Here is a 24803-nt window from a genome sequence, read left to right as displayed (position 1 = left end):
AAAGGAGGACTAAAGATGAAGCATTTTGTGTCAATGAAAGATAAGTCTGAAACAGAGATTATCCAATTAGTTAAAAGGGCAAATGGTATTAGTCAACGAGGTGTAGAACCCCCCCTAAATGGACAGTTTTTTGCTGCTAATCTATTTTTTGAGCCAAGCACAAGAACTAAGATGAGTTTTGTTGTGGCGGAACGAAGGTTAGGTATGGAAGTACTAGATTTTATGACGGATCAGTCAAGTGTGACTAAAGGTGAGAGCATTTATGATACCGCAAAAACGTATGAATCAATTGGAGCTAATTTAATCGTGTTGAGACATCATCAAGAAAATATTGCCAAACAATTAGCTGAATCTTTGTCCATTCCTGTAATCAATGCCGGAGATGGCACAGGAGAACATCCTACACAATGTCTATTAGACTTAGTGACGATATATCAGGATTTTCAGCATTTTCATGGCTTAAAGGTTGTGATAGCCGGGGGATATTAAACACAGTCGAGTTGCAAGATCCAATGCTATTGCTCTTTCAACTTTAGGTTGTGATGTTTACCTGACTGGAATGAAAGAATGGCAGGATGATAGATTGCCCTTTCCGTATATTGCAATGGATGATGCAGTCGAAATAGCTGATGTCTTCATGTTATTGCGAATTCAACATGAGAGACACCTGGATCAGTTTTCGCTAACGGAATGCAATTACTTGGATAATTATGGTTTAACCTTAGAAAGAGAAGCGAGAATGCAAAAGCACGCCATTATTCTGCATCCGGCACCTGTAAATCGCGGGGTAGAGATTGATAGTCGATTAGTGGAGTGTCAGCGATCACGTATATTTAAACAAATGAAAAATGGAGTAGCAGCCAGAATTGCAATTATAACATCACTACTTAATCAAGGGGGGGAACTATAATGATGAAAATTTTAACCAATGTCAGGCGATTATTGGATAATGGTAATATGGAACAGTGTGAGATCATGATGGAGGATGATATGATTGCTGCAATCGGCAACACGCTAAATGATCCTGAGGCAAAAATGCTGGATGGAAAAGGACGTGTTGTCGTACCTGGCTTTGTTGATGTGCATGTTCATTTAAGAGAGCCTGGCGGAGAAGTTAAGGAAACGATTGCTACAGGTACTAAAGCTGCAGCACGAGGAGGTTTTACAACGGTATGTGCCATGCCAAATACTCAACCAACACCAGATTCAGTAGATATTCTGCAATCCATCCAGCAACGAATTAAAGAAACAGCATTGATACGAGTGTTACCATATGCTTCGATAACAGAACGACTAGTAGGAGATAGGTTAACTGATATGGCAGCATTACAAAAAGCAGGAGCATTTGCTTTTACGGACGATGGTGTTGGTGTGCAGTCTGCCGATATCATGCTCCAGGCTATGAAACAAGCTGCAGCTATTGATATGCCGATTGTCGCACATTGTGAAGAAAATTCATTAATTCACGATGGGGGGGTGATGCATGATGGAGAAGTAAACAAAAAATTAGGTTTGCCAGGAATTCCGTCTGTATGTGAATCCGTACAAATTGCCAGGGATGTGCTTTTAGCAGAAGCAGCTGGATGTCATTATCATGTATGTCATGTTAGTACGAAAGAATCTGTCCGTGTAATAAGAGATGCTAAAAAAGCAGGGATTCGAGTGACAGCAGAAGTGACTCCACACCACTTGCTAATTAATGAACACGCGATTCGCGAAAATGACGCAAATTTTAAAATGAATCCTCCTTTACGAGCAACGGAAGACCAACAGGCATTGATTGATGGACTGCTGGATGGCACGATTGATTTTATCGCTACTGATCATGCACCACATACCCATGAAGAAAAAGCACATGGGATGGAACATGCACCCTTTGGCATTGTTGGATTTGAGACGGCATTTTCACTTTTACATACCCATTTTGTTAAGAAAGAAAGATTTACTTTAAAACAACTGATTGACTGGTTAACAATCAAGCCATCTGATACTTTTGGATTACCATTTGGAAGGATTGAAATTGGGTATAGCGCTGATCTAACATTACTAGATTTAGAAACTACCTATTTTGTTGATCGCAATAGCTTTTTATCAAAAGGCAAAAATACACCATTTCATCAATGGAAGGTCACTGGAAAACCAGTCGTAACCATATCTAAAGGTGAAATAGTATATGAGGAGGCAACACAATGAGAAGACAACTTATTTTGGAAGATGGCACCACTTTTACAGGTATTGCTTTTGGTTCTGCAGAGGAACGAATTGGGGAAGTAGTTTTTAATACGGGGATGACTGGTTATCAGGAGACGTTATCTGATCCTTCTTATTGCGGACAAATTGTTACCATGACATATCCTTTAATCGGTAACTATGGTATTAATCGCGATGATTTTGAAACGATTAATCCCTCAATATTTGGATTTGTGGTAAGAGAATTTTGTAAAACTCCTTCTAATTTCAGAAGTGACGAAAGCCTTGACAACTTTTTGAAAGTTAATCAGATACCTGGTATTGCGGGAATCGATACAAGAAAATTAACGAAAATTTTACGCAAACACGGAACAATGCGAGGGATTTTAACAAAGGCAGATCAGGAAGATGAACATGCAATCGATAAAGTTAACAACTGGGAAGTATTAACAAACCAAGTGGAGCAAGTGTCCACCATTAAACCGTATGTCTCTCCAGGAAGAGGATATCGTATTGTTTTAGTAGATTTCGGCATGAAGCACGGTATTTTAAGAGAATTGACGAAAAGAAACTGTCATGTGACCGTTGTTCCTTACAATTACAGTGCTGAAAATATCTTGCGCTTAAAACCCGATGGTATTATGCTTACCAATGGTCCTGGAAATCCAAAAAATGTTCCTGGTTCCATAAAAATGATCGAACAAGTCATACCAACCGTTCCGACCTTTGGAATTTGTTTAGGACACCAGTTACTTGCTCTTGCATGTGGGGCAGATACGGAGAAACTTAAATTTGGTCATCGAGGTTCGAACCATCCTGTATATGATTATGAAACAGAACGGACGTATATAACCTCACAAAATCATGGATATGCAGTAACGAAAGAGTCAATTGATCAGACAGACTTGGAACTTACACAAGTTGCCCTTAATGATAAAACGGTAGAAGGTGTAAAGCATTCAAAATATCCAGCCTTTTCTGTTCAGTATCATCCAGAAGCATCACCAGGACCAGATGATACGAACTATTTGTTTGATCAATTTATCGAAAATATTAAAAACTACCAAGTAATACAGAAGGAGGAAGTCTAATGCCAAAAAGAACAGATATTCAAAAGATTCTAGTAATTGGATCAGGACCGATTGTGATTGGACAAGCAGCAGAATTTGATTATTCAGGTACACAGGCATGCCAGTCATTAAAAGAAGAAGGATATACCGTCGTTTTGGCTAATTCCAATCCCGCTACAATTATGACGGATGATACGATAGCAGATACGGTTTATATGGAGCCTTTAACGGTAGAATTTTTATCCAAGATCATCCGTAAAGAGCGCCCAGATGCAATTTTACCAACACTTGGAGGTCAAACTGGTTTAAACCTGGCTGTGGCATTGGATGAATCAGGTATCCTCGAAGAATATCAAACGGAATTACTTGGTTCTAGATTAGATGCGATTCAAAATGCGGAAGACCGTGCGAAATTCAGAAAACTGATGCTTGAATTAAATGAACCTGTACCTGATAGTCGGATCGTTACTACGGTGGAGGGAGCATTGGATTTTGCTGATGAAATTGGTTATCCATTAATCGTTCGTCCCGCATACACACTAGGAGGAAGTGGCGGTGGTATGTGCTATAGCGAGGCTGATTTAAGAGAAATTACAAGAAATGGTTTGTCATTATCACCTGTGAACCAGTGTCTGATTGAAAGGAATATTGCAGGATTTAAAGAAGTGGAATATGAGGTAATGCGTGATAAAAAGGATCAGGCAATAGTAGTTTGTAATATGGAAAACATTGATCCTGTTGGCATTCATACCGGAGATTCGATTGTTGTCGCGCCATCGCAAACCTTGAGTGATCGAGAGTATCAAATGTTACGCTCTGCATCATTAAAGATTATTCGGGCTTTAGACATCGAAGGTGGCTGTAACGTACAATTAGCACTTGATCCAGATAGCTTCCAATACTATGTTATCGAAGTTAATCCAAGAGTAAGTCGCTCATCTGCACTGGCATCAAAAGCAACAGGTTATCCGATTGCAAGGATCGCTGCCAAAATCGCCATTGGAATGACATTAGATGAAATAATGAATCCTATTACAGGCACAACATATGCTTGTTATGAACCGGCACTGGACTATGTTGTAACAAAATTTCCACGCTTTCCGTTTGATAAATTTGTATTAGGCGACCGACATTTAGGAACACAAATGAAAGCAACAGGAGAAGTAATGGCTATCGGCCGTAATTTTGAAGAAGCAATGTTAAAAGGGATTCGCTCCTTAGACATCAGTGGTGAGGATTTCTATTTACCGAAATTGGCAGAAGATTCATTAGAGACTTTGAAGGAACGCCTTGTGAAGGCAGATGATGAGCGTATTTATGTATTAGCAGAAGTATTTCGGAAAGGTATGGATATTGAAGAAATCTTTCATTTAACAAAAATTGATCGCATTTTCCTTGAAAAAATAAAAAATGTGATTAATTTGGAAAAGAAATTGGCAGATTATCCACACGATTTAGAAATGTTAAGAGAAGCAAAAGAGATTGGTTTATCAGATACTCAAATTGCCAGAGTATGGAATGTGGAAATTGATGAAGTATATTATGTGAGAAAAGATGCTGGTCTGATTCCTGTATATAAAATGGTAGATACGTGTGCAGCTGAATTCGAATCTGAGACACCATATTTTTACAGCACTTATGAAGAAGAAAATGAGTCAGTTGTCAGTGATCGCAAAAAAGTGCTAGTAATAGGTTCTGGGGCCAATTCGAATCGGTCAGGGTATTGAGTTTGATTATGCAACTGTACATTCGGTATTAGCGCTGAGAGAAGCGGGCTACGAAGCAATTATTATGAACAGTAATCCCGAAACAGTTTCTACTGATTTCAGTGTTTCTGATAAGTTATATTTTGAGCCGTTAACCTTAGAAGATGTCATGCATGTCGTTGAATTAGAGCGTCCTGAAGGGTGATTGTTCAATTTGGCGGTCAGACTGCTATTAATCTTGCCGAAGGACTGGAGCGGCGTGGTGTGAAAATATTAGGTACATCACTTGAGGCAATTGATACCGCGGAAGATCGTGATAAATTTGAACAGTTATTGCATGAGTTAAATATTTTACAACCAAAAGGAAAAAGTGTCCGCCAGCTTGATCAAGCAAAAGAAGCAGCAGCATCCATCGGATACCCTGTATTAGTTCGCCCCCCCTCCTATGTAATTGGTGGCAGCCAAATGGAAATTGTTTATGACGAAGAAGAATTAGAAAGTTATTTAGCGAAAACTAATCATATAAAACACAAGCATCCTGTTTTAATAGATAAATATTTAACAGGAATTGAAGTGGAAGTTGATGCCATTAGTGATGGAGAAACAACAATTATTCCTGGTATTATGGAGCATATCGAACGTGCTGGAGTTCACTCAGGAGACTCGATAGCAGTTTATCCATCACAGCGATTATCAAAGGAAACAAAACAAACATGTGTGGATATCACCATTAAAATAGCTGAAAGAATGGGTGTAAAAGGTTTAATCAATATTCAATTTGTTGTTCATCAGCATAAAGTCTATGTTTTAGAAGTGAATCCAAGAGCAAGTCGAACCATTCCATTTTTAAGTAAGATTACCGGAGTTACCATGGCAAATCTGGCAACACGTTGTATAATTGGTCAATCATTAGCAAATATGGGGGGTATCAGACAGGTTTATTGCCTGAACCAGAAACAATATCTGTTAAAGTACCTGTGTTCTCCTTTGCGAAGTTACGCAGTGTGGACACGATGCTTGGGCCTGAAATGAAATCAACTGGCGAAGCAATCGGTCGTGATCGAACATTAGAAAAAGCACTCTACAAAGGTTTAACTGCTTCAGGTCTTAAAATACCAATGGAAGGTTCCGTATTACTAACGGTTGCAGATAAAGATAAGGATGAGGCGTGTGAAATTGCGAAGCGTTTCTCTGAACTTGGTTTTCATTTGTACGCCACAGAAGGTACGGCTAAGGCAATTAAAGGACTTAATCTACCTGTAACAGAAGTAGGCAAGGTTGGAGCAGAAGGTAAAAATGTAATTTCAATCATAGAGCAGGGAGAAGTACAAGTTGTAGTAAACAGCCTAACTTCCGGGAAAAAACCACGCTCTGATGGTTTCAGAATTCGTCGTGAAGCAGTAGAACATGGTATTCCTTGTTTAACAAGTCTTGATACAGCTGAAGCGATCGTAAATGTGATTGATTCAACAACATTTACTGCTAAACCAGCAGTAGAAGGGAAGGCAATCGTACTGTGATATCCAAACAATTGCTTAAGATAAAGAGTCATTTATGTATTGCTCAGGATACGTTTGAAGTTGTTTTGCATTCGCCATTAGCCCGAGAACTAAAACCAGGTCAGTTTATTCATATCGCTTTAAAACATCACATGTTAAGAAGGCCAGTTTCTGTAGCAAATGTTGATGTAGGAGCGGAAACTTTTACAATTGTTTTTAAAATTTTTGGTGAAGGAACGAGAGCGCTAAGTAACTGTAAAGCTGGGGGGGACTTTTTAGATGCTATTTTACCTTGTGGCAGTTATTATCCAATAGATCGTTTACAACTGGACCATGCTTTAATTGTAGGTGGAGGGATAGGGGGGGTCCCTCCTCTATACTACTTAGCTCAATCATTAAAGAAAAAGGGTGTCCAAATTACATCAGTTCTAGGATTTCAAACGAAAAGCCATGTGTTTTATGAAGATAAATTTCAGCTTTTAGGTGACACCTATGTTGCAACAAATGATGGAACATATGGTGCAAAAGGATTTGTGACAGATATTATTACAGAGCTTTCGACGGATATTGATTATTATTTTGCTTGTGGACCTACTGCCATGCTAAAAGCAGTAACAGATCAATTAGAAACACAGGAAGGCTATATCTCACTCGAAGAACGGATGGGTTGTGGCGTTGGTACATGTTATGCTTGTGTTGTTCCATTAAAAGAAGATCCATCAAAATCTAAGAAAATTTGTAAAGATGGGCCTGTTTTCTATGCAAACGAGGTGATCTTACCATGACCTTAACGACAACGTTACCGGGGTTAACTTTAAAAAATCCTGTCATGCCTGCTTCAGGATGCTTTGGATTTGGTAAAGAATATAGTCAGTTTTATGATTTAAACGAATTAGGTGCAATCATTATAAAAGCTGCAACAGGCGAAGCACGATATGGAAATGCAACGCCAAGAGTAGCTGAAACAGCTAGCGGAATGTTAAATGCAATTGGTTTACAAAATCCAGGAGTAGAAGCGATTATCAACGAAGAGTTACCTTTTTTACGTCCGTTTGAAACACCTGTAATTGCCAATGTTGCTGGCAGTACAGTGGAAGAATATGTGAAAGTGACAAAAGCGTTCAATCATTCGAATGATATTCATGCGCTTGAACTGAATATTTCGTGTCCAAACGTGAAAGAGGGTGGTGTACAATTTGGTACTGATACAGAGCTTGCGAAAGAAGTAACTTATCAAGTAAAACAGGCGAGTAAGTATCCCGTTTATGTCAAATTATCACCGAATGTGTCAGATATTGTAGTGATGGCAAAAGCTGTTACAGATGCTGGTGCAGATGGTCTATCAATGATCAACACGTTAACTGGTATGCAAATCAATTTAAAGCAACGCAGGCCAATTATTGCTAATAAAACAGGAGGTTTATCAGGTCCTGCTATAAAACCAATTGCGATCCGGATGATTTATCAGGTTCGACAGGCTTTAGATATTCCAATTATTGGTATGGGAGGTATTATCACGGCAGAAGATGTCGTGGAATTTTATTAGCTGGTGCCAACGCAGTCGCAGTTGGAACAGCTAATTTTCAAAATCCCTTAGCATGTCCAGAGATAATTAATGAATTACCAGATGTTTTAGAAAAATATGGATTCAAGTCCGTTGAAGAAGCGATCGGGAAGGGGCATGTTTATGAATAAACCTTTTTATTTAGCATTAGATTTTCGCACGGCAGACGATGTCAAAACTTTTATTTCTGCTAATGATTTTTACGGTGTACCAGTTAAAGTTGGAATGGAACTGTTTTATCGTGAAGGAAGACCGATGATCGATTGGTTAAAGCAGCATGACCATCCCATTTTTTTAGACTTGAAATTGCATGATATTCCTACAACAGTGGAAAAGGCAATGTATAATCTGGGATCACTTGGAGTAGATATTGTCAATGTACATGCATCAGGTGGCAGTGAAATGATTATAGCAGCTAAGCGCGGTCTTGAAGCTGGATCTGTTAACAAAGTTCCTAAATTAATTGCAGTAACAATACTGACATCAATGGATGAAAATGTGTTACATAAGGAGTTAAATATACAACAGCCATTAAATGTTGCAGTAGAAAGGCTTGCCTTATTAACTAAAGAAAGTGGTGCTGATGGGGGGGTTGTCTGTTCTGCACATGAAGTTGAGCGTATAAAAAAGTTTGTGGAAATTCATTCTTAACCGTGACTCCTGGTATTCGATTAAGTGATTCCAGTCAGAACGATCAGAAGAGAGTAGCAACTCCAACCCTCGCTAAACAAAAAGGTGCTGATTTATTAGTGATTGGCAGAAGTGTTACTCAAGCAACAAATCCCCCAAAAAAATTATCAACGTGTTATGGAGGAGTGGAATCATGCTTAAATCAAAAGAGATAGCTAATGCTCTATATAAAATAGATGCGATTCAAATTAGACCGGACCGTTCCTTTGTTTGGACATCAGGTATTCATTCACCGATCTATTGTGATAATCGGTTAACGATGTCCTATCCAAAAGTGAGGAAGCAGATTGTCAGGCAATTTGCTGAAATGATTGAACAATTAGAAGAAAAACCAGACGTTATCGCCGGTTGTGCCACTGCCGGTATTCCCCCCCATGCGGCATGGTTGGCAGATTATTTAGATTTGCCTATGGTGTATGTTCGTGCAACGCCAAAAGGACATGGAAAACAAAATCAGATTGAAGGTAAGGTAGAAAAGGGAGATAAAGTCATCGTGATTGAGGACCTTATATCGACTGGTGGATCATCAATAGAAAGTGCAATTGTTTTGCAAGATGCTGGTGCGGAAGTGTTACAGGTATTAGCCATTTTTACTTATGGATTAGCAAAAGCTGATAAGAAATTTAAGGAGGTAAACGTTACTTTTTCCACTATTACAAATTTTGATATTCTTGCTGATGCCTTGGTAGAGAACAATGAAATTACCGAAGCAGAAAAGACTGATTTATTACAGTGGAGAGATGAATTAGGAAATAGCTAATATTTCCCGGGCAACCGCAACAAAACACCTAATTCGCTAAAAACAGACAAGAAACACCGGTAGTGGATCTTCAGCTTGCACTGACATTTGCGGAGTATCGCCTTTTTCCTGCGTTTGGTATAAATTTCTTTTTGAATAAGAGGAAATATGTAGTGATACCAATATGCTAACTGTCGCTACACTTGTAGAACACTCTGGAAGCGTAGTCCATTTACGAAGACTCCCGTGGAAAGCGAAGTAAATGGACGGAGCTTTTGCTTAGCATTCATCATACTTTCAAGATTGTTAATAGTTCGCAGGTTGTTCTGTATTTTATAATGTTTATTTCTTTTCCTTTAATTTTGCAATATAGGTAGTGTCTGGTGTGACAAACAGTGTTTTTTGATTATCATATGTTACGAAACCGGGTTTAGCTCCATTCGGCTTTTTTACATGACGGATTAATGTGTAATCCACCGGAACAGAGGATGAATTTTTTGATTTACTAAAATTAGCAGCTAATTGGGCAGCCTCAAGTAATGTGTCCTCACTTGGCTCTATGGAACGAATCACGACATGTGAACCAGGAATATCCTTCGTATGCAACCAAATCTCATCCTTACGTGCTACACGATTAGTTAGATATTCATTCTGTTTATTATTTTTACCTACTAAAATTTCTGTTCCATCTGTACTGTAATACCTTTCTGGTACTGGTTTCGTTGGTTTGTTTTTCTTTTTACCTTTTTTTATCTTTTTCTTTAAATAGCCTTGTTCTTGTAACTCTTCCCGTATTTCTTCAATATCCTGTTCCCTGGCCAAATTAATCTGTTCGATGATTTCATCTAAATAATTTATTTCCTCAAAGGTTTTTCGCTTTTCTTCTTCAACCATCTGCTTTGATTTTTTTAATTTATGGTATTTTTTAAAAAGAAGTTGCGCGTTATCACTGGGTGATCTGTTTTCGTTAAGTTTGATGATAATTTTTGACTGGTTCGGATCATAGTAATCAATGACTTCCACTTCCTTGTCACCTTGTTTGACCAAATGCATATGTGCCGTTAGCAACTCACCATATTTTTGATAGCTGTCCGCATGCTTGGCATCTTCAAGCGTTTGATCGAGTTTCATTACCTTTCGCTTATTTTTCTTTTGCTCAATGGTTAAAAAGCGAAGTAGATCTCCAGCTCTTTGCTTCACTCTATCACGTTCTGCTTTTCCAGAATAAAAGGCATCAAGCATTTCACCAACAGTGGAATATTCTGCCCTTTCACCATGATTAGATACGAGAGTTAAGACATAAAAGCTTTCTTTGCTTGCATGATAGATGGATGGTTGATAATCATGGTTGTTCACCATTGTTTGAATTTCTTCAAATGCATCCTTATATCCAGTTGTTTGCCCTATACCAGCTCTTGTGACGATCTCTTTTGCTAATACTAATGAAACACCCATTAAAGTATTTACAATTTGCTGGTCAATTCTGCCAGCATTGAAGTCTATCTTTGTTAAAAACTTCTCACCATCTATTGCAAACGGATTTAATTTTCCCTGACTTGGTGGTTGGATATAACTGTTGCCAGGTAAAATCGAACGATATCGGTTTTGCGCACTTGATACATGCTTAATACTGTCCAGAATAATTCCCCGGTCATCATCTAATAAGATGATATTACTATGTTTTCCCATCAATTCAACTATTAACGTCTTTTTACTCTCATCACCGAGTTCATTTTTTGTTTGAAAATGAATGTGAATGATTCTTTCATTTTCCAATTGATTAACAGATTTGATAAAACTACCGTTTAAATATTTTCTTAGCATCATACAATACATTGAAGGTTCAGTCGGATTATCATATATATCCTTCGTAAAGTGAATGCGTGCATAACTGGAATGAGCACTTATTAATAATTGTTTATTCTCACGAAATGTTCGAATCGTAAAAAGTAACTCTGTTTCAGTGGGCTGGTATATTTTTAAAACACGCCCTGATGATAATCCTTGATTGAGTTCATGTGTTACAGCGCGTGTTACAATTCCGTCAAAAACCATTTTTATCACCTCGTTCGTACATTATAACATGACTTGAATCTAAAAAAATAATCTATGCTTTAATTTGTCTTGTTATCGTATTTTTTGATATGATATTGTAAGAATGTGTTGAATATACGAAAGTTGATGGGTGTGGTAATGAAATGCTTAGCATGACAGGTTATGGTAGAGAAGAATTACATAAAGAAGATATTGAAGTCTCTGTTGAAATTAAAACAATTAACCATCGATACTTGGATATCTCGTTTTATATACCTAAATCTTTATTACATATAGAAGATCAATTAAAAATGATTATTCAAGAGAAAATGAAACGTGGTAAAATTGCTGTTTCGATTCATGTCACAGGTAAGAAAGCTAATGAAAAACAATTACATACAGACTGGGACTTAGCAAGACAATACATCGATCAATTACGACAATTACAATCAACTTATCAATTATCAGGCGACATTTCGATTGAGATGCTTGGACAATTTCCGGATATATTTACGATACAGGAAGTAGAAGAGGCTGATTCCGAATCAGAAGAATCCATTAAATTGACTCTGGCAAAAGCAGTAGATAAAACGGTTCAAATGCGATTGAATGAAGGAACAGCATTGAAAAAGGATTTACTCGAGCGGTCTGAAAAAATACAATATAAAATAAAACAGTTGGGTGAAAGACGAAAGATTGTTATAATAGAGTATCAGGAGCGAATACTTGAGCGTATAAACAAATATCTCGAAAATACTTCTGTCTACGATGAATCAAGATTATATCAGGAAATTGCGATACTTGCAGAAAAAGGCGATATCTCTGAAGAATTAACAAGATTACATAGTCATCTAAAACAATTCCAATATATTATTGAAGAAAATCAGCCTGTTGGTAGAAAGTTAGATTTCATTGTACAGGAAATGAACCGTGAATTGAATACGATTGGTTCCAAATCAAATGATCCTTGGATAAGTGAACAAATTGTATATCTTAAAAGTGAAGCAGAAAAAATGAAAGAACAAATACAAAATATAGAATAATTATTACTAAATAGTTGTTTGTTAAATTTTTTAGGGGGGGAACGCGAATGAGTTTAAAATTAATTAATATTGGTTTTGGGAATGTGGTGTCTGCAAATCGAATCATTTCGATTGTATCACCAGAATCCGCACCAATAAAACGAATTATTACCGTTGCAAGAGATAATAATAAGTTAGTAGATGCTACATATGGAAGACGGACTAGAGCAGTCATCGTAACGGATAGTGATCATGTTGTATTATCTGCTGTACAGCCAGAAACAGTTGGTCAACGAGTGATTAGCCATGATGAAATAAGTGAAGAATAGTAGGAGGAGTTATATTGATAGATGAGAAAGGTATACTGTTTATATTGTCTGGACCTTCTGGAGTGGGCAAAGGAACAGTACGTAAAGCCTTATTTGAACAAGATACTAATTTAAAGTATTCTATTTCTATGACAACCCGAACAAAACGCGAAGGGGGGGAACAAGAAGGAGTAGACTATTTTTACCGAAGTCATGAACAGTTTGAGCAAATGATACATGAAAAGAAGATGTTGGAGTATGCCAAATATGTAGGAAATTATTATGGTACACCTAGACAATATGTCGATGAAATGATTGAAAAAGGGCATGATGTATTTCTGGAGATTGAAGTACAAGGTGCCTTGCAAGTTAAAGAAAATTTTCCGCAAGGGGTATTTATCTTTTTAATCCCACCGAGTTTAGAAGAACTTAAAAATCGAATTGTGGAACGTGGTACAGAAACAGAAGATTTAATTATCAATCGTTTAAAAGAAGCACGAAATGAAATTGAAATGATGGATAAATATGATTATGTGGTTGTAAATGATAATATAGAAGATGCCGTTAGAAAAGTCCAATCCATTGTACAAAGTGAGCATTGCAAAAGATCTCGAGTAGCAAAACAATACAAAGCACTATTGGAGGTAGATGACAAATGATTTTAGAACCATCCATTGATAAGTTACAAACAAAAATTGTTTCGAAATACACGCTAGTAACGTTAGCAGCTAAAAGAGCAAGACAAATTCAAGATACAAAAATCCATAATGTGGAAAATCCAAAAGCAGCAACATTTGTTGGTTTAGCATTAGAAGAAATACTGGAAGAAAAATTAATTATTGATCCAGATTATGTAATGCCGAAAGAATAGGCTGAAAATTTTGTTTCGAAGAGTACTCCCTCGCATTGCTTTGCTTGCGGGGGGGGTTTCTTCTATATATGGAAAGGTGGTCATCTATGTGTTAAAAGGGAAAAAAATAGTGCTGGGCGTTTCCGGTGGAATTGCTGCTTATAAAGCAATTGCCTTGACAAGTAAATTAGCCCAGGCAGGCGCAGATGTGCGCGTAATAATGACGGAGAATGCGACAGAATTTGTCACACCTCTTACCTTTCAGGCAATTTCAAGAAACCCAGTCTACACAGACACTTTTGATGAAAAAGATCCTAATGTTATTGCACATATCGATTTAGCCGACTGGGCTGATTTTTTATAGTGGCTCCTGCTACCGCTAATCTTATCGGCAAAATTGCAAACGGCATTGCAACTGATATGTTAACAACCACACTTTTGGCTACTCAAGTACCAATTTATATCGCACCAGCAATGAATGTGCATATGTATCAGCACCCTGCTGTTATCGAAAATATGAAAAAACTAGAAAGCTGGGGGGGATATCGCTTTATCGAACCTGGGGGGGATGGTTACCTTGCATGTGGTTATATTGGGAGAGGTAGATTAGAAGAACCAGAGAAAATGGTAGAACTCATAGATATGGAAACCAACCGAACAATCAAGTGGAAAAATAAAAAGGTCCTTATTACGCTGGGCCAACTAGAGAAGCGCTTGATCCTGTTCGTTATTTCACTAATTATTCATCAGGGAAAATGGGATATGCCCTTGCCCAATCCGCTATGGAATATGGGGGGGCAGAGGTTTATTTAATCTCTGGTCCAACAAATTTAGCAATTCCTCAAAATCTTCATTCTATCGTATAACGAATGCGCAGGAAATGTATGAACAAGTAATGCAGTTATTTCATCAGGTGGATATTGTGATAAAAACAGCTGCAGTTGCTGACTATCGACCAGTAAAAATAATGGATCAGAAAATAAAGAAAAAGACAGGACCTTTTTCGGTAGACATGGAAAGAACCGTTGATATTCTAGGTTCTCTAGGTCAAAATAAAAACAGACAGTTTTTAGTAGGTTTTGCAGCAGAAACAGAAAATATAAAACAATATGGCAAGAAAAAATTAGATTCGAAAAATCTCGATGCGATTGTATTAAATGATGTGAGTAGAAATGACATCGGTTTTGATGCTGATCATAATGAAGTAATTTTTATGACAAAAAGTGGTAGTGAACACGCTATTCCACAGGCTAGTAAAAAAGATATAGCGGATCAACTAATAAAGTTAATTGATGAAGAGATAGGGAAGGGTTAGTATGCAGGTAGCAAAAGTGATAGTCGATGTTCCGACTAGCCAAACAAATCATACATTTGATTACTTAATACCTGAACCATTAGAAAATATCGTGATAAAAGGAATGAGAGTTTCTGTGCCTTTTGGTCCACGAAAAGTAATGGGATTTGTAGTAGAAGTGAGCGATCATTCAGAATTTGATAAACTGAAGCCACTTGATGAGGTAATGGACTTAACTCCAGTTTTAACCGATGAATTGCTGCAACTTGGTAAATGGATGAGTGAGCAGACGGTTAGTTTCTATATTCAAAATTTTCAGGCGATGTTACCGCAAATATTAAAAGCGAAATACAAAAAGGAAATTGAAGCTTTAACAGATGTAGAGTTACCGGAAGGATTACAGCAACTGTTTGCCGGAAGGACAATAATGGATTTTGAGGAATTTATCGAAAGAAATGGGAATTATGCATTATTATTAGAGGAAATAAAGAATGGTCATGTTCAAATTAATTATATTGTTAAATCAAAGGAAACAAAAAAAACTAAAGTGTTTATTGGTCCAAATAAAGAGCAATACTTGTTGGAAGAAGCAATAGAAGATATGTCTAATCGGGCAAAAAAACAGAAAAAAATTATGGAATGGTTTATTCAACAACCTGAACCAGTAGAACAGCAACTTTTACTAACAAAGCTACAAACTACTTCATCTACCATTAATCAATTGGTCGATAAAAAACTATTAAAAAAAATAGATAAAAAGGTTTATCGAGATCCCTTTCAGAATACTGAATTTGAACGAACCACTTCCTTACCCTTAAATAGCCAGCAACAGGCTGCTATAAAACCAATTTGGGATGCAATTGATTCAAAAAAGGATGAGGTTTTTCTACTCCACGGGGTAACTGGAAGCGGGAAAACAGAGGTATATTTACAGGCAATTGAACGTGTATTAGTTAAAGGTGAGGAAGCGATTGTATTAGTTCCTGAAATTGCTCTTACACCTCAAATGGTCCAACGATTTAAAGGCAGATTTGGTTCAGAGGTTGCGGTGTTACATAGTGCTTTATCACCTGGTGAGAAATTTGATGAATGGACGAAAATTCATAAAAAGGAAGTAAAGGTTGTAGTTGGAGCACGCTCTGCAATTTTTGCACCATTTGAGAATATTGGGATCATCATTATCGATGAGGAACATGAGACAAGTTATAAACAAGATGAGCAGCCACGATATCATGCGAGGGAAGTTGCAAAGAAACGAGGTAGTTATCACAACTGTCCAATTGTGCTTGGAAGTGCAACACCGATGTTAGAGTCTTATGCACGAGCAAAAAAGGGTGTATATCGATTATTAGAGATGCCCGATCGAATGAATGAAGGTGAAATGCCGCCAGTTGAAATTATCGATATGCGGGATGAGCTATATGCTGGGAACCGTACGATGTTCTCTCGAAATTTATTAGATGCTATTAAATCACGTATAGAAAGAAAAGAACAAGTAGTGTTATTTTTAAATCGTCGCGGTCATTCAACTTTCGTTATGTGTCGGGAATGTGGGGATGTAATGAAATGTCCAGCATGTGATATTGCGCTAACCTATCATAAGAGTTCACATCAACTCAAATGCCATTATTGCGATTATCAAATCCCAATGGTAAAAGAATGTCAAGTGTGTAAAAGCAAGACGATTCGCTATTTTGGAACAGGAACACAGAAAGTAGAAGAAGCATTACGAGAGCATATTCCTGAAGCAAAGGTTATTCGAATGGACGTTGATACAACAAGAAGAAAAGGTTCTCACAAAAGTCTTTTAGACAAGTTTGGAAATGGTGAGGCAAATATATTATTAGGAACGCAGATGATAGCGAAGGGGTTAGATTTTGAAAGAGTGACACTTGTTGGTGTATTAGCGGTGGATACCATGTTACATTTACCTGACTTTCGTTCATCAGAAAAAACGTTTCAATTATTAACACAAGTAAGTGGACGAGCAGGAAGACATAAATTGCCTGGAGAAGTAATCATTCAAACTTACACACCGGAACATTATAGTATTCAGCTAGCAAGTCAGTATCAATATCAACAATTTTTCCAACAGGAAATGGAAACTCGCAAAGGATTTCATTATCCACCTTATTATTTTTTGACATTAATAAATGTCTCCCATCCTAATCAATTAAAAGCTCAAGAGGTGACAAAAACGATTTGTAAGCTGCTATTTAAACATTTGTCAGCTCAAGCGACTGTATTAGGACCAACACCCTCGCCAATTGTGCGCATAAATAATAGATATCGTTATCAGTGCATGGTAAAATATAAGGATGAACCGAACCAAAGAGAAGTCATGCGTAGAATACTAAAGCATTATCATGATGATATTTATCGTCATGATTTAACGATACAAGTTGATTTTGAACCATATTCCTTAATGTAAGAGAGGTTTTACGATGAAAAAAATTATTTTTATGGGGACTCCAGATTTCGCCGTACCAGTATTAGAGAGGTTGATAGAAGAAGGGTATCATATAGATTTGGTTGTAACACAACCTGATCGTCCTCGGGGAAGAAAAAAAATTCTCTCTCCACCTCCGGTCAAGGTAGCGGCAGAAAAATACTCGATACCAGTTTTTCAGCCTGAAAAGATTAAGGACAATTATCAGGAAATAGAAGAAAGAAATCCAGATCTAATCGTAACGGCTGCTTTTGGACAACTTTTGCCAAAAGGATTGTTAGATATACCTGTTTATGGTTGTATTAATGTACATGCTTCTTTATTGCCGCATTTAAGAGGTGGAGCACCAATTCATTATGCACTATTAAAAGGTCATAAAAAACAGGGATATCGATTATGTATATGGCGGAAAGATTGGATGCAGGAGATGTAATAAGTCAACATGAAATTGTTATCGATGATAAAGACGATGTTGGTACATTACATGATAAATTATCGGTAGTTGGCTCAGATTTACTGATCGACACTCTTCCTGGGATTTTTTCTGGAGAAATACGAGCAACAGCACAGAATGAAGAGTTAGCAACTTTTGCCCCCCCAAATATAAAACGTGAACAGGAAAAGATCGACTGGAGTCAGTCACAACAGGTAGTGTACAATCATATTCGCGGTTTACATCCATGGCCAGTGGCGTTTACAACATGGCAAGGAAAAGTGTTCAAAGTCTACAAGGCGATTAAAACTAATAAACAAAGTTCTGCTTCACCTGGAACTGTGGTAGAGATAGAGGAAGAAGGTCTAAGTGTAGCAACAGGTGATAAGATATTGATCAAACTGACAGTTGTACAGCCTGCCGGAAAGAAAAAAATGTTATTCTCAGATTTTCTTAGAGGAATTGGTAGTAAAATGAAAGTAGGAGAGAGACTAGGCGAATGAACAAATCAACTAACAACGTCAGAAAACTAGCGCTCGATTTATTAATTAGAATTGGAGATCAGGGTGGATATAGTCATCTATTGATTGATCAAATTCTGAAAAACCATGATCTTGATGCAAGAGATGGAGCATTATTAACAGAGATTGTCTATGGAACACTGCAACGAAAATTAACGCTTGAATACGATCTAACTTCATTCATTCAAACTAAGAAAAAAATCGACAAATGGGTCCAATGGTTATTGATCTTATCCTTCTATCAGATGAAATATCTGGATAAAGTTCCTGATCATGCCATTATTCATGAATCCGTTGAGATTGCAAAAAGAAAAGGACATAAAGGTGTCGCGAATTTTGTGAATGGTATTTTGCGTTCTGCTCAAAGAGATGGCTTTCCAGATTATCGAGCAATTAAAGATCCGGTTGAACGAATCAGTATTGAAACCAGTCATCCTTATTGGTTGGTCGAACGTTGGATTAATCAATATGGTATAGATATTACAGAACAAATGTGTGAAACGAATATCTCACATAAAAAAATGTCGGTCAGAGTTCAACCAATGCGTGTTACTCGTGATGAATTAATTGAAAATTTGCGAATGGATGGTTTAGAAGTTTCTAAGTCAAGCGTTTCCAGCCAAGGTATTGTTATTGAAAAGGGAAATATTCTGAAACACAGCAGTTTTCAAAATGCTTTGTTTACGATTCAGGATGAGAGTTCCATGTTAGTAGCAGAGCTCATGGATTTATCAGATGGAATGGATGTATTGGATCCCTGCAGTGCTCCTGGTGGAAAGGCAACACACATTGCGGAAAAAATGAAAAACACAGGTGCTGTTTATGCTTATGATCTGCATGAAAAAAAAGTAAATTTAGTCAAGCAGAAAGCTAATACATTAGGATTGTCATCTATCCATGCTGATCAGTCCGATGCAAGAGAGTTACGACATAAACATTCAGATGCATCGTTTGATCGTATTTTGGTAGATGCTCCTTGTTCAGGTTTAGGTGTGCTTCGTAGTAAGCCTGATATAAAATATAATAAAAATGAACAGGACATGAAAAATTTATCGTTAATTCAATTAGATATTTTGAATCATGTCCAAGCACTGCTTAAAAAAGAAGGGAAATTAATTTATAGTACGTGTACAGTTGATAAACAGGAAAATGAAGAAGTGATCAAAACATTTCTAAAAGAAAATCAATCATTTCGTGTTGATCCTTTCTTTTTCGATGAGCTACCAGAATTGTTAAAACATAGTGTTGGAATTAGTGAATTTGGTGTGCAAATTTTTCCGCAGGATATGAACAGTGATGGATTTTTTATTACAAAGTTAATAAAGGTTAGCTGATTGGGAGAAGAGGTGTTTTAATTGATGAAGTATGTTTATCAATCGGACAAGGGAAAATTAAGAGAATTAAATGAAGATGCAGTAGCAGTATTTTGTCGACAGGAGGCAATTTTAGCAATTGTTGCAGATGGAATGGGTGGACATCAGGCAGGTGATGTTGCCAGTAAAATGGCTATAGAATACCTTGAAAAATATTGGCTGGATTTAAAGGTTCCATTTGAAAGAGAGAAACTTAAAAAATGGTTAAAAGATACTGTTCGTAAGGTGAATAACGATATTTATCATAAAGCAAAAACAAATCTTGATTGTGTGGGGGGGATGGGTACAACTGTCGTAGCAGCAATATGTACATCAGAATATCTAGTGATTGCTCATATCGGTGATAGCAGGGCATACATGTTGAATTCAACCAAGTGGAAGCAAGTGACAGAAGATCATTCACTTGTTGGTGAATTAGTCCGGACTGGCCAGCTTTCAGAAGCAGATGCTAAAGTGCATCCAAGAAGAAATGTCATCTTAAAAGCAGTAGGAACGGAGCTCGATTTAGATCCAGATATTTATAGTACAGATTGGGATGAGTTTACTCAATTGTTAGTTTGTACAGATGGTTTATCAAATAAAGTGTCAGATCAAGAATTACATGCCTTAATAAGAGATAATAATGCTGACGATATTACGCAAATTTTAATAGATTTAGCTAATGATCGTGGTGGAGAAGATAATATCACTTTGGCAGTTGTCGAACATCATGAGAAAGTTGGTGAATCTCAGTGTTAGAAGGCAAGCTTTTAAACGAACGTTATGAGATCATTAAATTTATCGGTGGCGGCGGTATGGCAAATGTTTATCTGGGAAATGATACGATTCTTAAGAGGCAAGTTGCTATTAAAGTTTTGCGGCTGGAATATGCAAATGATAATGAATTTATTATAAGGTTTCATCGTGAAGCACAAGCAGCTACAAGTTTGTCTCATCCAAATATTGTGAGTATTTATGATGTAGGGGATGAAGAGCAGATTTATTATATGGTTATGGAATATGTGGATGGAATGACCTTAAAACAATACATACAATTACATGCCCCCCCTATTGAAGTGGAAGAAGTCATCGATATTATGACACAAATAACCTCTGCTATCTCGCATGCTCACGACAATGGATTGATTCATCGTGATATTAAACCACAGAACATACTAATAGACCCGTATGGTCAGGTAAAGGTGACAGATTTTGGGATTGCAGTAGCTTTGAGTGCTACAGCTTTGACACAGACGAATTCAGTATTAGGTTCTGTGCATTATTTATCACCAGAACAGGCGCGTGGCGGAAAGGCAAATCGCAAATCCGATATTTATTCACTTGGGATTGTCTTATTTGAGTTATTGACAGGCAATCTGCCCTTTTCAGGCCAATCGGCGGTTTCTGTTGCCTTAAAGCATTTACAATCGGCGACACCATCTGTCAAGGAATTTAATCCGCGAATTCCACAATCAGTAGAAAATATCGTATTGAAATCAACGACAAAAGATCCCTTTCATCGTTATCAGTCCGTTTTTGAAATGGAAGATGAATTAACTCATTCCTTAGATCCAAGCCAATTACATGTTGCTAAATATGAAGATCCTGAAGCAGATGGTACCATTACCAAAGCAATTCCAATTATGACAGACGATAACGATTTATCGAATACAGCTGCAATTGATCAAGCTACGATTATGAAATCTGCAGTTAGTGATAATAATAGTGATGAACTGAAAGAAAAGAAGAAAAAGAAGCGCAAAAAAACGTTTGTATGGGTAACGAGTTTGTTTATCATCCTATTTGGAGCTATTTTAATAGCACTGTTTATTTTGCCAGGCTTGTTTCAACCGAAAGATGTAAAAATTCCCGATTTAGCGGGTTATAGTTATGAAGATGCTTTGAGGGAATTAACAGATCTTAATCTGACAGTTACCAAAAAAGAAGAATATAACGAAGAAGTTGAAGCGGATCATGTAATAGATACTAACCCCCCCGGTGCAAATCAAACAGTGAAAGAAAATAAAGATATCACTGTTTTTGTCAGTTTAGGACCTGAAAAAATCGTATTTGAGGATTATGTTGGTAATGATTATCAACGGATTGAAGCATTTTTAAAAGAACAAGGTTTTAATGATGTTAAATTTTACGAAGAATTTTCCGATCAACCTGTTGGAGAGATAATCGCTCAATATCAACCATCTCCTGGAACGGAAGTAGTTCCAAGAGATACGAATGTTATCTTTGAAATTAGCAAAGGGCCAGAACAAGTGACATTAAATCGATTAGTCGGCCTTCATATAGATGAGGCAACAAAATATTTAGAGGAAAATGATTTAAAAGTAGATATTAAAAAAGAGCATGATGCAGAAGTGGAAGAGGAATATGTCATTGACCAGTCTCCATCAGCAAATCAGCAGCTTGAAAAAGGCGATCTTGTTACGCTTACGGTCTCAACCGGTCCAGAACCGAAAACACAGATAACTCATGATGAATCATTTAATGTACCGTATACTAAGCAGCCAACAGAAGATGGAAGTGAACCTGAGCCACAGGAAGTTAGTATTTATGTGGAAGATATGAATAATCAGATATCAGAGTTATACCAAGAAGTAGAATTAATAACGGAAGACACGTCATTCACGATTCAACTGACGATTGCACCTGATGAAGAGGCAACATATAAGGTGATAAGAGATGATGAACTTATTATTGAAGAAACAGTAACCTATAAAGATGCAGAGGGTGAGTAAATGCCAAAAGGTAGAATTGTAAAAGCTCTTAGTGGATTTTATTATGTAGAATTTGAAGGCGAGCTTATACAATGTCGTGGAAGGGGGGAGTTTTTCGTCAAAAAAAAATTACTCCTCTAGTTGGCGATCAAGTAGAATTCGAATATCAGGATATAAAAGAAGGATATATAATTTCAGTTGATGAAAGAGATAATCAATTGACAAGACCACCGATAGCTAATGTTGATCAAGCTATTATCGTGACGTCAGTAAAGGAACCCAATCTTAGCGTGAATCTTTTGGATAAGTTTCTTGTGTTAGTGGAGTCCAAAGCGATTCAACCTTTACTATTTTTCACAAAAATGGATTTACTCACAGAGGTGGAAGCTAAGTCCGTTAAAGAAAAGTTAACCTATTATCAGCAAATCGGTTATTCTATAGAATTTTTATCGACAAAGGATAATGAAATGATTGCTCAATTGTCTATTCATCTGAATGATAAAGTTTCCGTATTTGCGGGACAATCAGGTGTAGGAAAGACATCGATATTAAACCAAATTGTACCTGGACTGAATCTGGAAACGGATGATATTTCAGCAAGCCTTGGCAGAGGTAAACATACTACTAGACATGTGGAGTTAATTCCTTTTGAAAGTGGTTTGGTTGCGGATACGCCGGGTTTTAGTTCCTTGGACTTTAAGGAGATACAATTAGAAAATTTACCGCAATATTATCCAGAATTTGCCGTGCTGCAGAATGATTGTAAGTTCAGGGGTTGTATGCATATACAAGAACCAAAATGTGCTGTAAAGCAAGCATTAGTTAATGGAGAAATATTGAAAGAACGTTATGATAATTATGTGCAATTTGCAGAAGAAATTAAAAATAGAAAGCCGAGGTATTAACATGAGTACGAAAATTGCACCATCGATTTTAGCAGCAAATTTTTCGATTTTAAAAGAAGAAATTGAAGATGTATTAAAAGGAGGCGCAGACTATATTCATATTGATGTAATGGACGGACATTTCGTTCCAAATATTACTATCGGGCCAGTAGTTTTGTCTTCTATTAGGCCGATTACAGATAAAACATTGGATGTTCATTTAATGATAGAAAATCCTGATCAATATATTCAGGATTTTGTTGATGCAGGCGCAGACATTTTAACTGTTCATGCAGAGGCGTGCACACATTTACACCGTACGATTCATCTGATTAAAGAAGCTGGTATAAAACCTGGAGTTGTAATAAACCCGGCAACTCCTGTAGAAATGATTAAACCGATATTAAAGGATGTAGACCTTGTATTATTTATGACAGTTAATCCAGGATTTGGCGGCCAATCATTTATACCTGAAGTATTAGATAAAGTAAAACAGGCAGCAAAGTGGCGTGAAGAATTAGGGTTATCATTTGAAATTGAGGCTGATGGTGGTGTAAATGAAGAAACTGCCAAGCAATGTATAGCAGCTGGAGTAGATGTGCTTGTTGCAGGAAGTGCTATATTTAATGAAATTGATCGTGAAAATGCAATAAAAAAAATACGGCAAAGCAACTAATGAACGTCCTAAACATTCTCTGCTAATTGCCTGAGAAGTATGAATAGAGGAAAACAGAGAAGAGTTCATTTACACCATGATGATCCATTTTATTTCAGATTGCTATTTTTGAGGAAAGGTTGGCTAAAATGAATATAGGAATTGTCGCTGGTGGTCCGCTCTTAGCATTAGCTGATTTATCTATTTACAAAGATAAAGTAGATCTATGGATCGGAGCAGATTTAGGAGCAAATTATTTATTAAATTATAATATTGATATTGATATAGCAATTGGTGACTTTGATTCTGTCTCAGATCAAATTAAAAATCGAATCAAACATAATTCCAACATTTATAAAGAGTATCCCAGTGAAAAGAATGAAACAGATTTAGAGTTAGCGATTGTCACTGCACTAACATATAATCCAACTTCTATTATGTTATTCGGCGTTACAGCTGGAAGGCTGGATCATGAACTGGCTAATATTCAGTTATTATATCGTTTATTGGAGCAGAATATTGAAGCTGTGATTATGGATTACAAAAATGAAGTTTCTCTCTATAAGCCTGGTAGATATAACATATCAGCAAGAAAAGAAGAACTAATTTCTTTTCTTGCTTTTAGTTCAGAAGTCCAGGGATTATCATTGGAAGGATTTTATTATCCATTACATAACGAAAAGATTAACTGGGGGGGGAGCACCCGATGCATCTCAAATTTTTTAATTGAACAAGAAGGTACTTTTTTATTCGAAAGTGGCATATTAATAGTAATAAAGAGCACGGAAGAAGATAAACTTTCGTAAGGAAT

The 24803-nt window shown here is 36.9% G+C and carries 15 protein-coding genes and 7 pseudogenes; 21 read left to right on the top strand and 1 reads right to left on the bottom strand.

Annotated elements, in window-relative coordinates; genetic code table 11:
- Positions 1-15: 15 nt before the first annotated feature.
- The 8 genes and pseudogenes from JCM21714_RS02610 (at position 16) to pyrE (ending at position 9479) form a co-directional block, all read left to right on the top strand.
- A pseudogene (locus JCM21714_RS02610) lies at positions 16-910 on the top strand (aspartate carbamoyltransferase catalytic subunit).
- Entirely contained in the window at positions 910-2193 is a 1284-nt protein-coding gene (gene pyrC / locus JCM21714_RS02605) for a dihydroorotase (RefSeq protein ID WP_035721565.1), read from the top strand. Before JCM21714_RS02610 ends, pyrC begins: the two are co-directional and overlap by 1 nt.
- Positions 2190-3281: a carbamoyl phosphate synthase small subunit gene (locus tag JCM21714_RS02600; protein WP_035721562.1), complete on the top strand. Its 1092-nt coding sequence runs from the start codon at positions 2190-2192 to the stop codon at positions 3279-3281. Before pyrC ends, JCM21714_RS02600 begins: the two co-directional genes overlap by 4 nt.
- A pseudogene (gene carB / locus JCM21714_RS02595) lies at positions 3281-6486 on the top strand (carbamoyl-phosphate synthase large subunit). The gene JCM21714_RS02600 and the pseudogene carB overlap by 1 nt, the downstream one beginning before the upstream one ends.
- Entirely contained in the window at positions 6483-7250 is a 768-nt protein-coding gene (locus tag JCM21714_RS02590) for a dihydroorotate dehydrogenase electron transfer subunit (RefSeq protein ID WP_035721559.1), read from the top strand. Before carB ends, JCM21714_RS02590 begins: the two are co-directional and overlap by 4 nt.
- Positions 7247-8160 (top strand): annotated as a pseudogene (locus tag JCM21714_RS02585) (dihydroorotate dehydrogenase). Before JCM21714_RS02590 ends, JCM21714_RS02585 begins: the two are co-directional and overlap by 4 nt.
- A pseudogene (gene pyrF, locus JCM21714_RS02580) lies at positions 8153-8860 on the top strand (orotidine-5'-phosphate decarboxylase). The pseudogenes JCM21714_RS02585 and pyrF overlap by 8 nt, the downstream one beginning before the upstream one ends.
- On the top strand, positions 8853-9479 hold the full coding sequence (gene pyrE, locus JCM21714_RS02575) for an orotate phosphoribosyltransferase (RefSeq protein ID WP_035721556.1): 627 nt from the start codon (positions 8853-8855) through the stop codon (positions 9477-9479). Before pyrF ends, pyrE begins: the two are co-directional and overlap by 8 nt.
- Positions 9480-9800: 321 nt before the next feature.
- Here pyrE and JCM21714_RS02570 read toward each other — a convergent pair whose 3' ends face one another.
- The gene (locus tag JCM21714_RS02570) at positions 9801-11513 is read right to left on the bottom strand and encodes an Rqc2 family fibronectin-binding protein (protein WP_035721554.1); all 1713 of its coding nucleotides are present in this window, start codon (positions 11511-11513) and stop codon (positions 9801-9803) included.
- A 152-nt stretch (positions 11514-11665) separates the two neighbouring features.
- On the opposite strand from JCM21714_RS02570, the gene JCM21714_RS02565 reads away from it, so the two are divergent.
- From JCM21714_RS02565 to JCM21714_RS02505, 13 genes and pseudogenes are all read left to right on the top strand, one after another.
- Positions 11666-12535 (top strand): YicC/YloC family endoribonuclease, encoded by an 870-nt coding sequence (locus tag JCM21714_RS02565; protein ID WP_235182550.1) that lies wholly within the window; start codon positions 11666-11668, stop codon positions 12533-12535.
- Between the two features lie 47 nt (positions 12536-12582).
- A complete protein-coding gene (gene remA / locus JCM21714_RS02560; protein WP_035721547.1) occupies positions 12583-12843 on the top strand; it encodes an extracellular matrix/biofilm regulator RemA in 261 nt (86 codons plus the stop codon).
- A gap of 14 nt (positions 12844-12857) precedes the next feature.
- Entirely contained in the window at positions 12858-13481 is a 624-nt protein-coding gene (gene gmk, locus JCM21714_RS02555) for a guanylate kinase (protein WP_035721544.1), read from the top strand.
- Positions 13478-13693 carry a DNA-directed RNA polymerase subunit omega gene (gene rpoZ, locus JCM21714_RS02550; RefSeq protein ID WP_035721541.1) on the top strand — a complete coding sequence of 72 codons (216 nt, stop codon included), beginning with the start codon at positions 13478-13480 and terminating at the stop codon, positions 13691-13693. Before gmk ends, rpoZ begins: the two co-directional genes overlap by 4 nt.
- Before the next feature lie 88 nt (positions 13694-13781).
- Positions 13782-14987, top strand: a pseudogene (coaBC, locus tag JCM21714_RS02545) (bifunctional phosphopantothenoylcysteine decarboxylase/phosphopantothenate--cysteine ligase CoaBC).
- A 1-nt stretch (position 14988) separates the two neighbouring features.
- Positions 14989-17397 (top strand): primosomal protein N', encoded by a 2409-nt coding sequence (gene priA / locus JCM21714_RS02540; protein ID WP_035721539.1) that lies wholly within the window; start codon positions 14989-14991, stop codon positions 17395-17397.
- Positions 17398-17410: 13 nt separating this feature from the next.
- Positions 17411-18351 (top strand): annotated as a pseudogene (gene fmt / locus JCM21714_RS02535) (methionyl-tRNA formyltransferase).
- Positions 18348-19703 carry a 16S rRNA (cytosine(967)-C(5))-methyltransferase RsmB gene (gene rsmB / locus JCM21714_RS02530; protein ID WP_035721536.1) on the top strand — a complete coding sequence of 452 codons (1356 nt, stop codon included), beginning with the start codon at positions 18348-18350 and terminating at the stop codon, positions 19701-19703. Before fmt ends, rsmB begins: the two are co-directional and overlap by 4 nt.
- A gap of 24 nt (positions 19704-19727) precedes the next feature.
- Positions 19728-20480, top strand: a complete 753-nt coding sequence (locus tag JCM21714_RS02525) for a Stp1/IreP family PP2C-type Ser/Thr phosphatase (RefSeq protein ID WP_035721533.1) — start codon at positions 19728-19730, stop codon at positions 20478-20480.
- Positions 20474-22474 carry a Stk1 family PASTA domain-containing Ser/Thr kinase gene (gene pknB, locus JCM21714_RS02520; RefSeq protein ID WP_035721530.1) on the top strand — a complete coding sequence of 667 codons (2001 nt, stop codon included), beginning with the start codon at positions 20474-20476 and terminating at the stop codon, positions 22472-22474. The genes JCM21714_RS02525 and pknB overlap by 7 nt, the downstream gene beginning before the upstream one ends.
- A pseudogene (gene rsgA / locus JCM21714_RS02515) lies at positions 22475-23358 on the top strand (ribosome small subunit-dependent GTPase A).
- Position 23359: 1 nt separating this feature from the next.
- The gene (gene rpe, locus JCM21714_RS02510) at positions 23360-24013 is read left to right on the top strand and encodes a ribulose-phosphate 3-epimerase (protein ID WP_035721527.1); all 654 of its coding nucleotides are present in this window, start codon (positions 23360-23362) and stop codon (positions 24011-24013) included.
- A gap of 128 nt (positions 24014-24141) precedes the next feature.
- The gene (locus JCM21714_RS02505) at positions 24142-24798 is read left to right on the top strand and encodes a thiamine diphosphokinase (protein ID WP_035721524.1); all 657 of its coding nucleotides are present in this window, start codon (positions 24142-24144) and stop codon (positions 24796-24798) included.
- Positions 24799-24803: the final 5 nt, after the last annotated feature.

The organism is Gracilibacillus boraciitolerans JCM 21714 (genome assembly GCF_000521485.1).
Classification (GTDB): Bacteria; Bacillota; Bacilli; order Bacillales; family Amphibacillaceae; genus Gracilibacillus; species Gracilibacillus boraciitolerans.
Note: the sequence above shows the minus strand (reverse complement) of the source record. Positions and strands in the feature narration are given on the sequence as shown.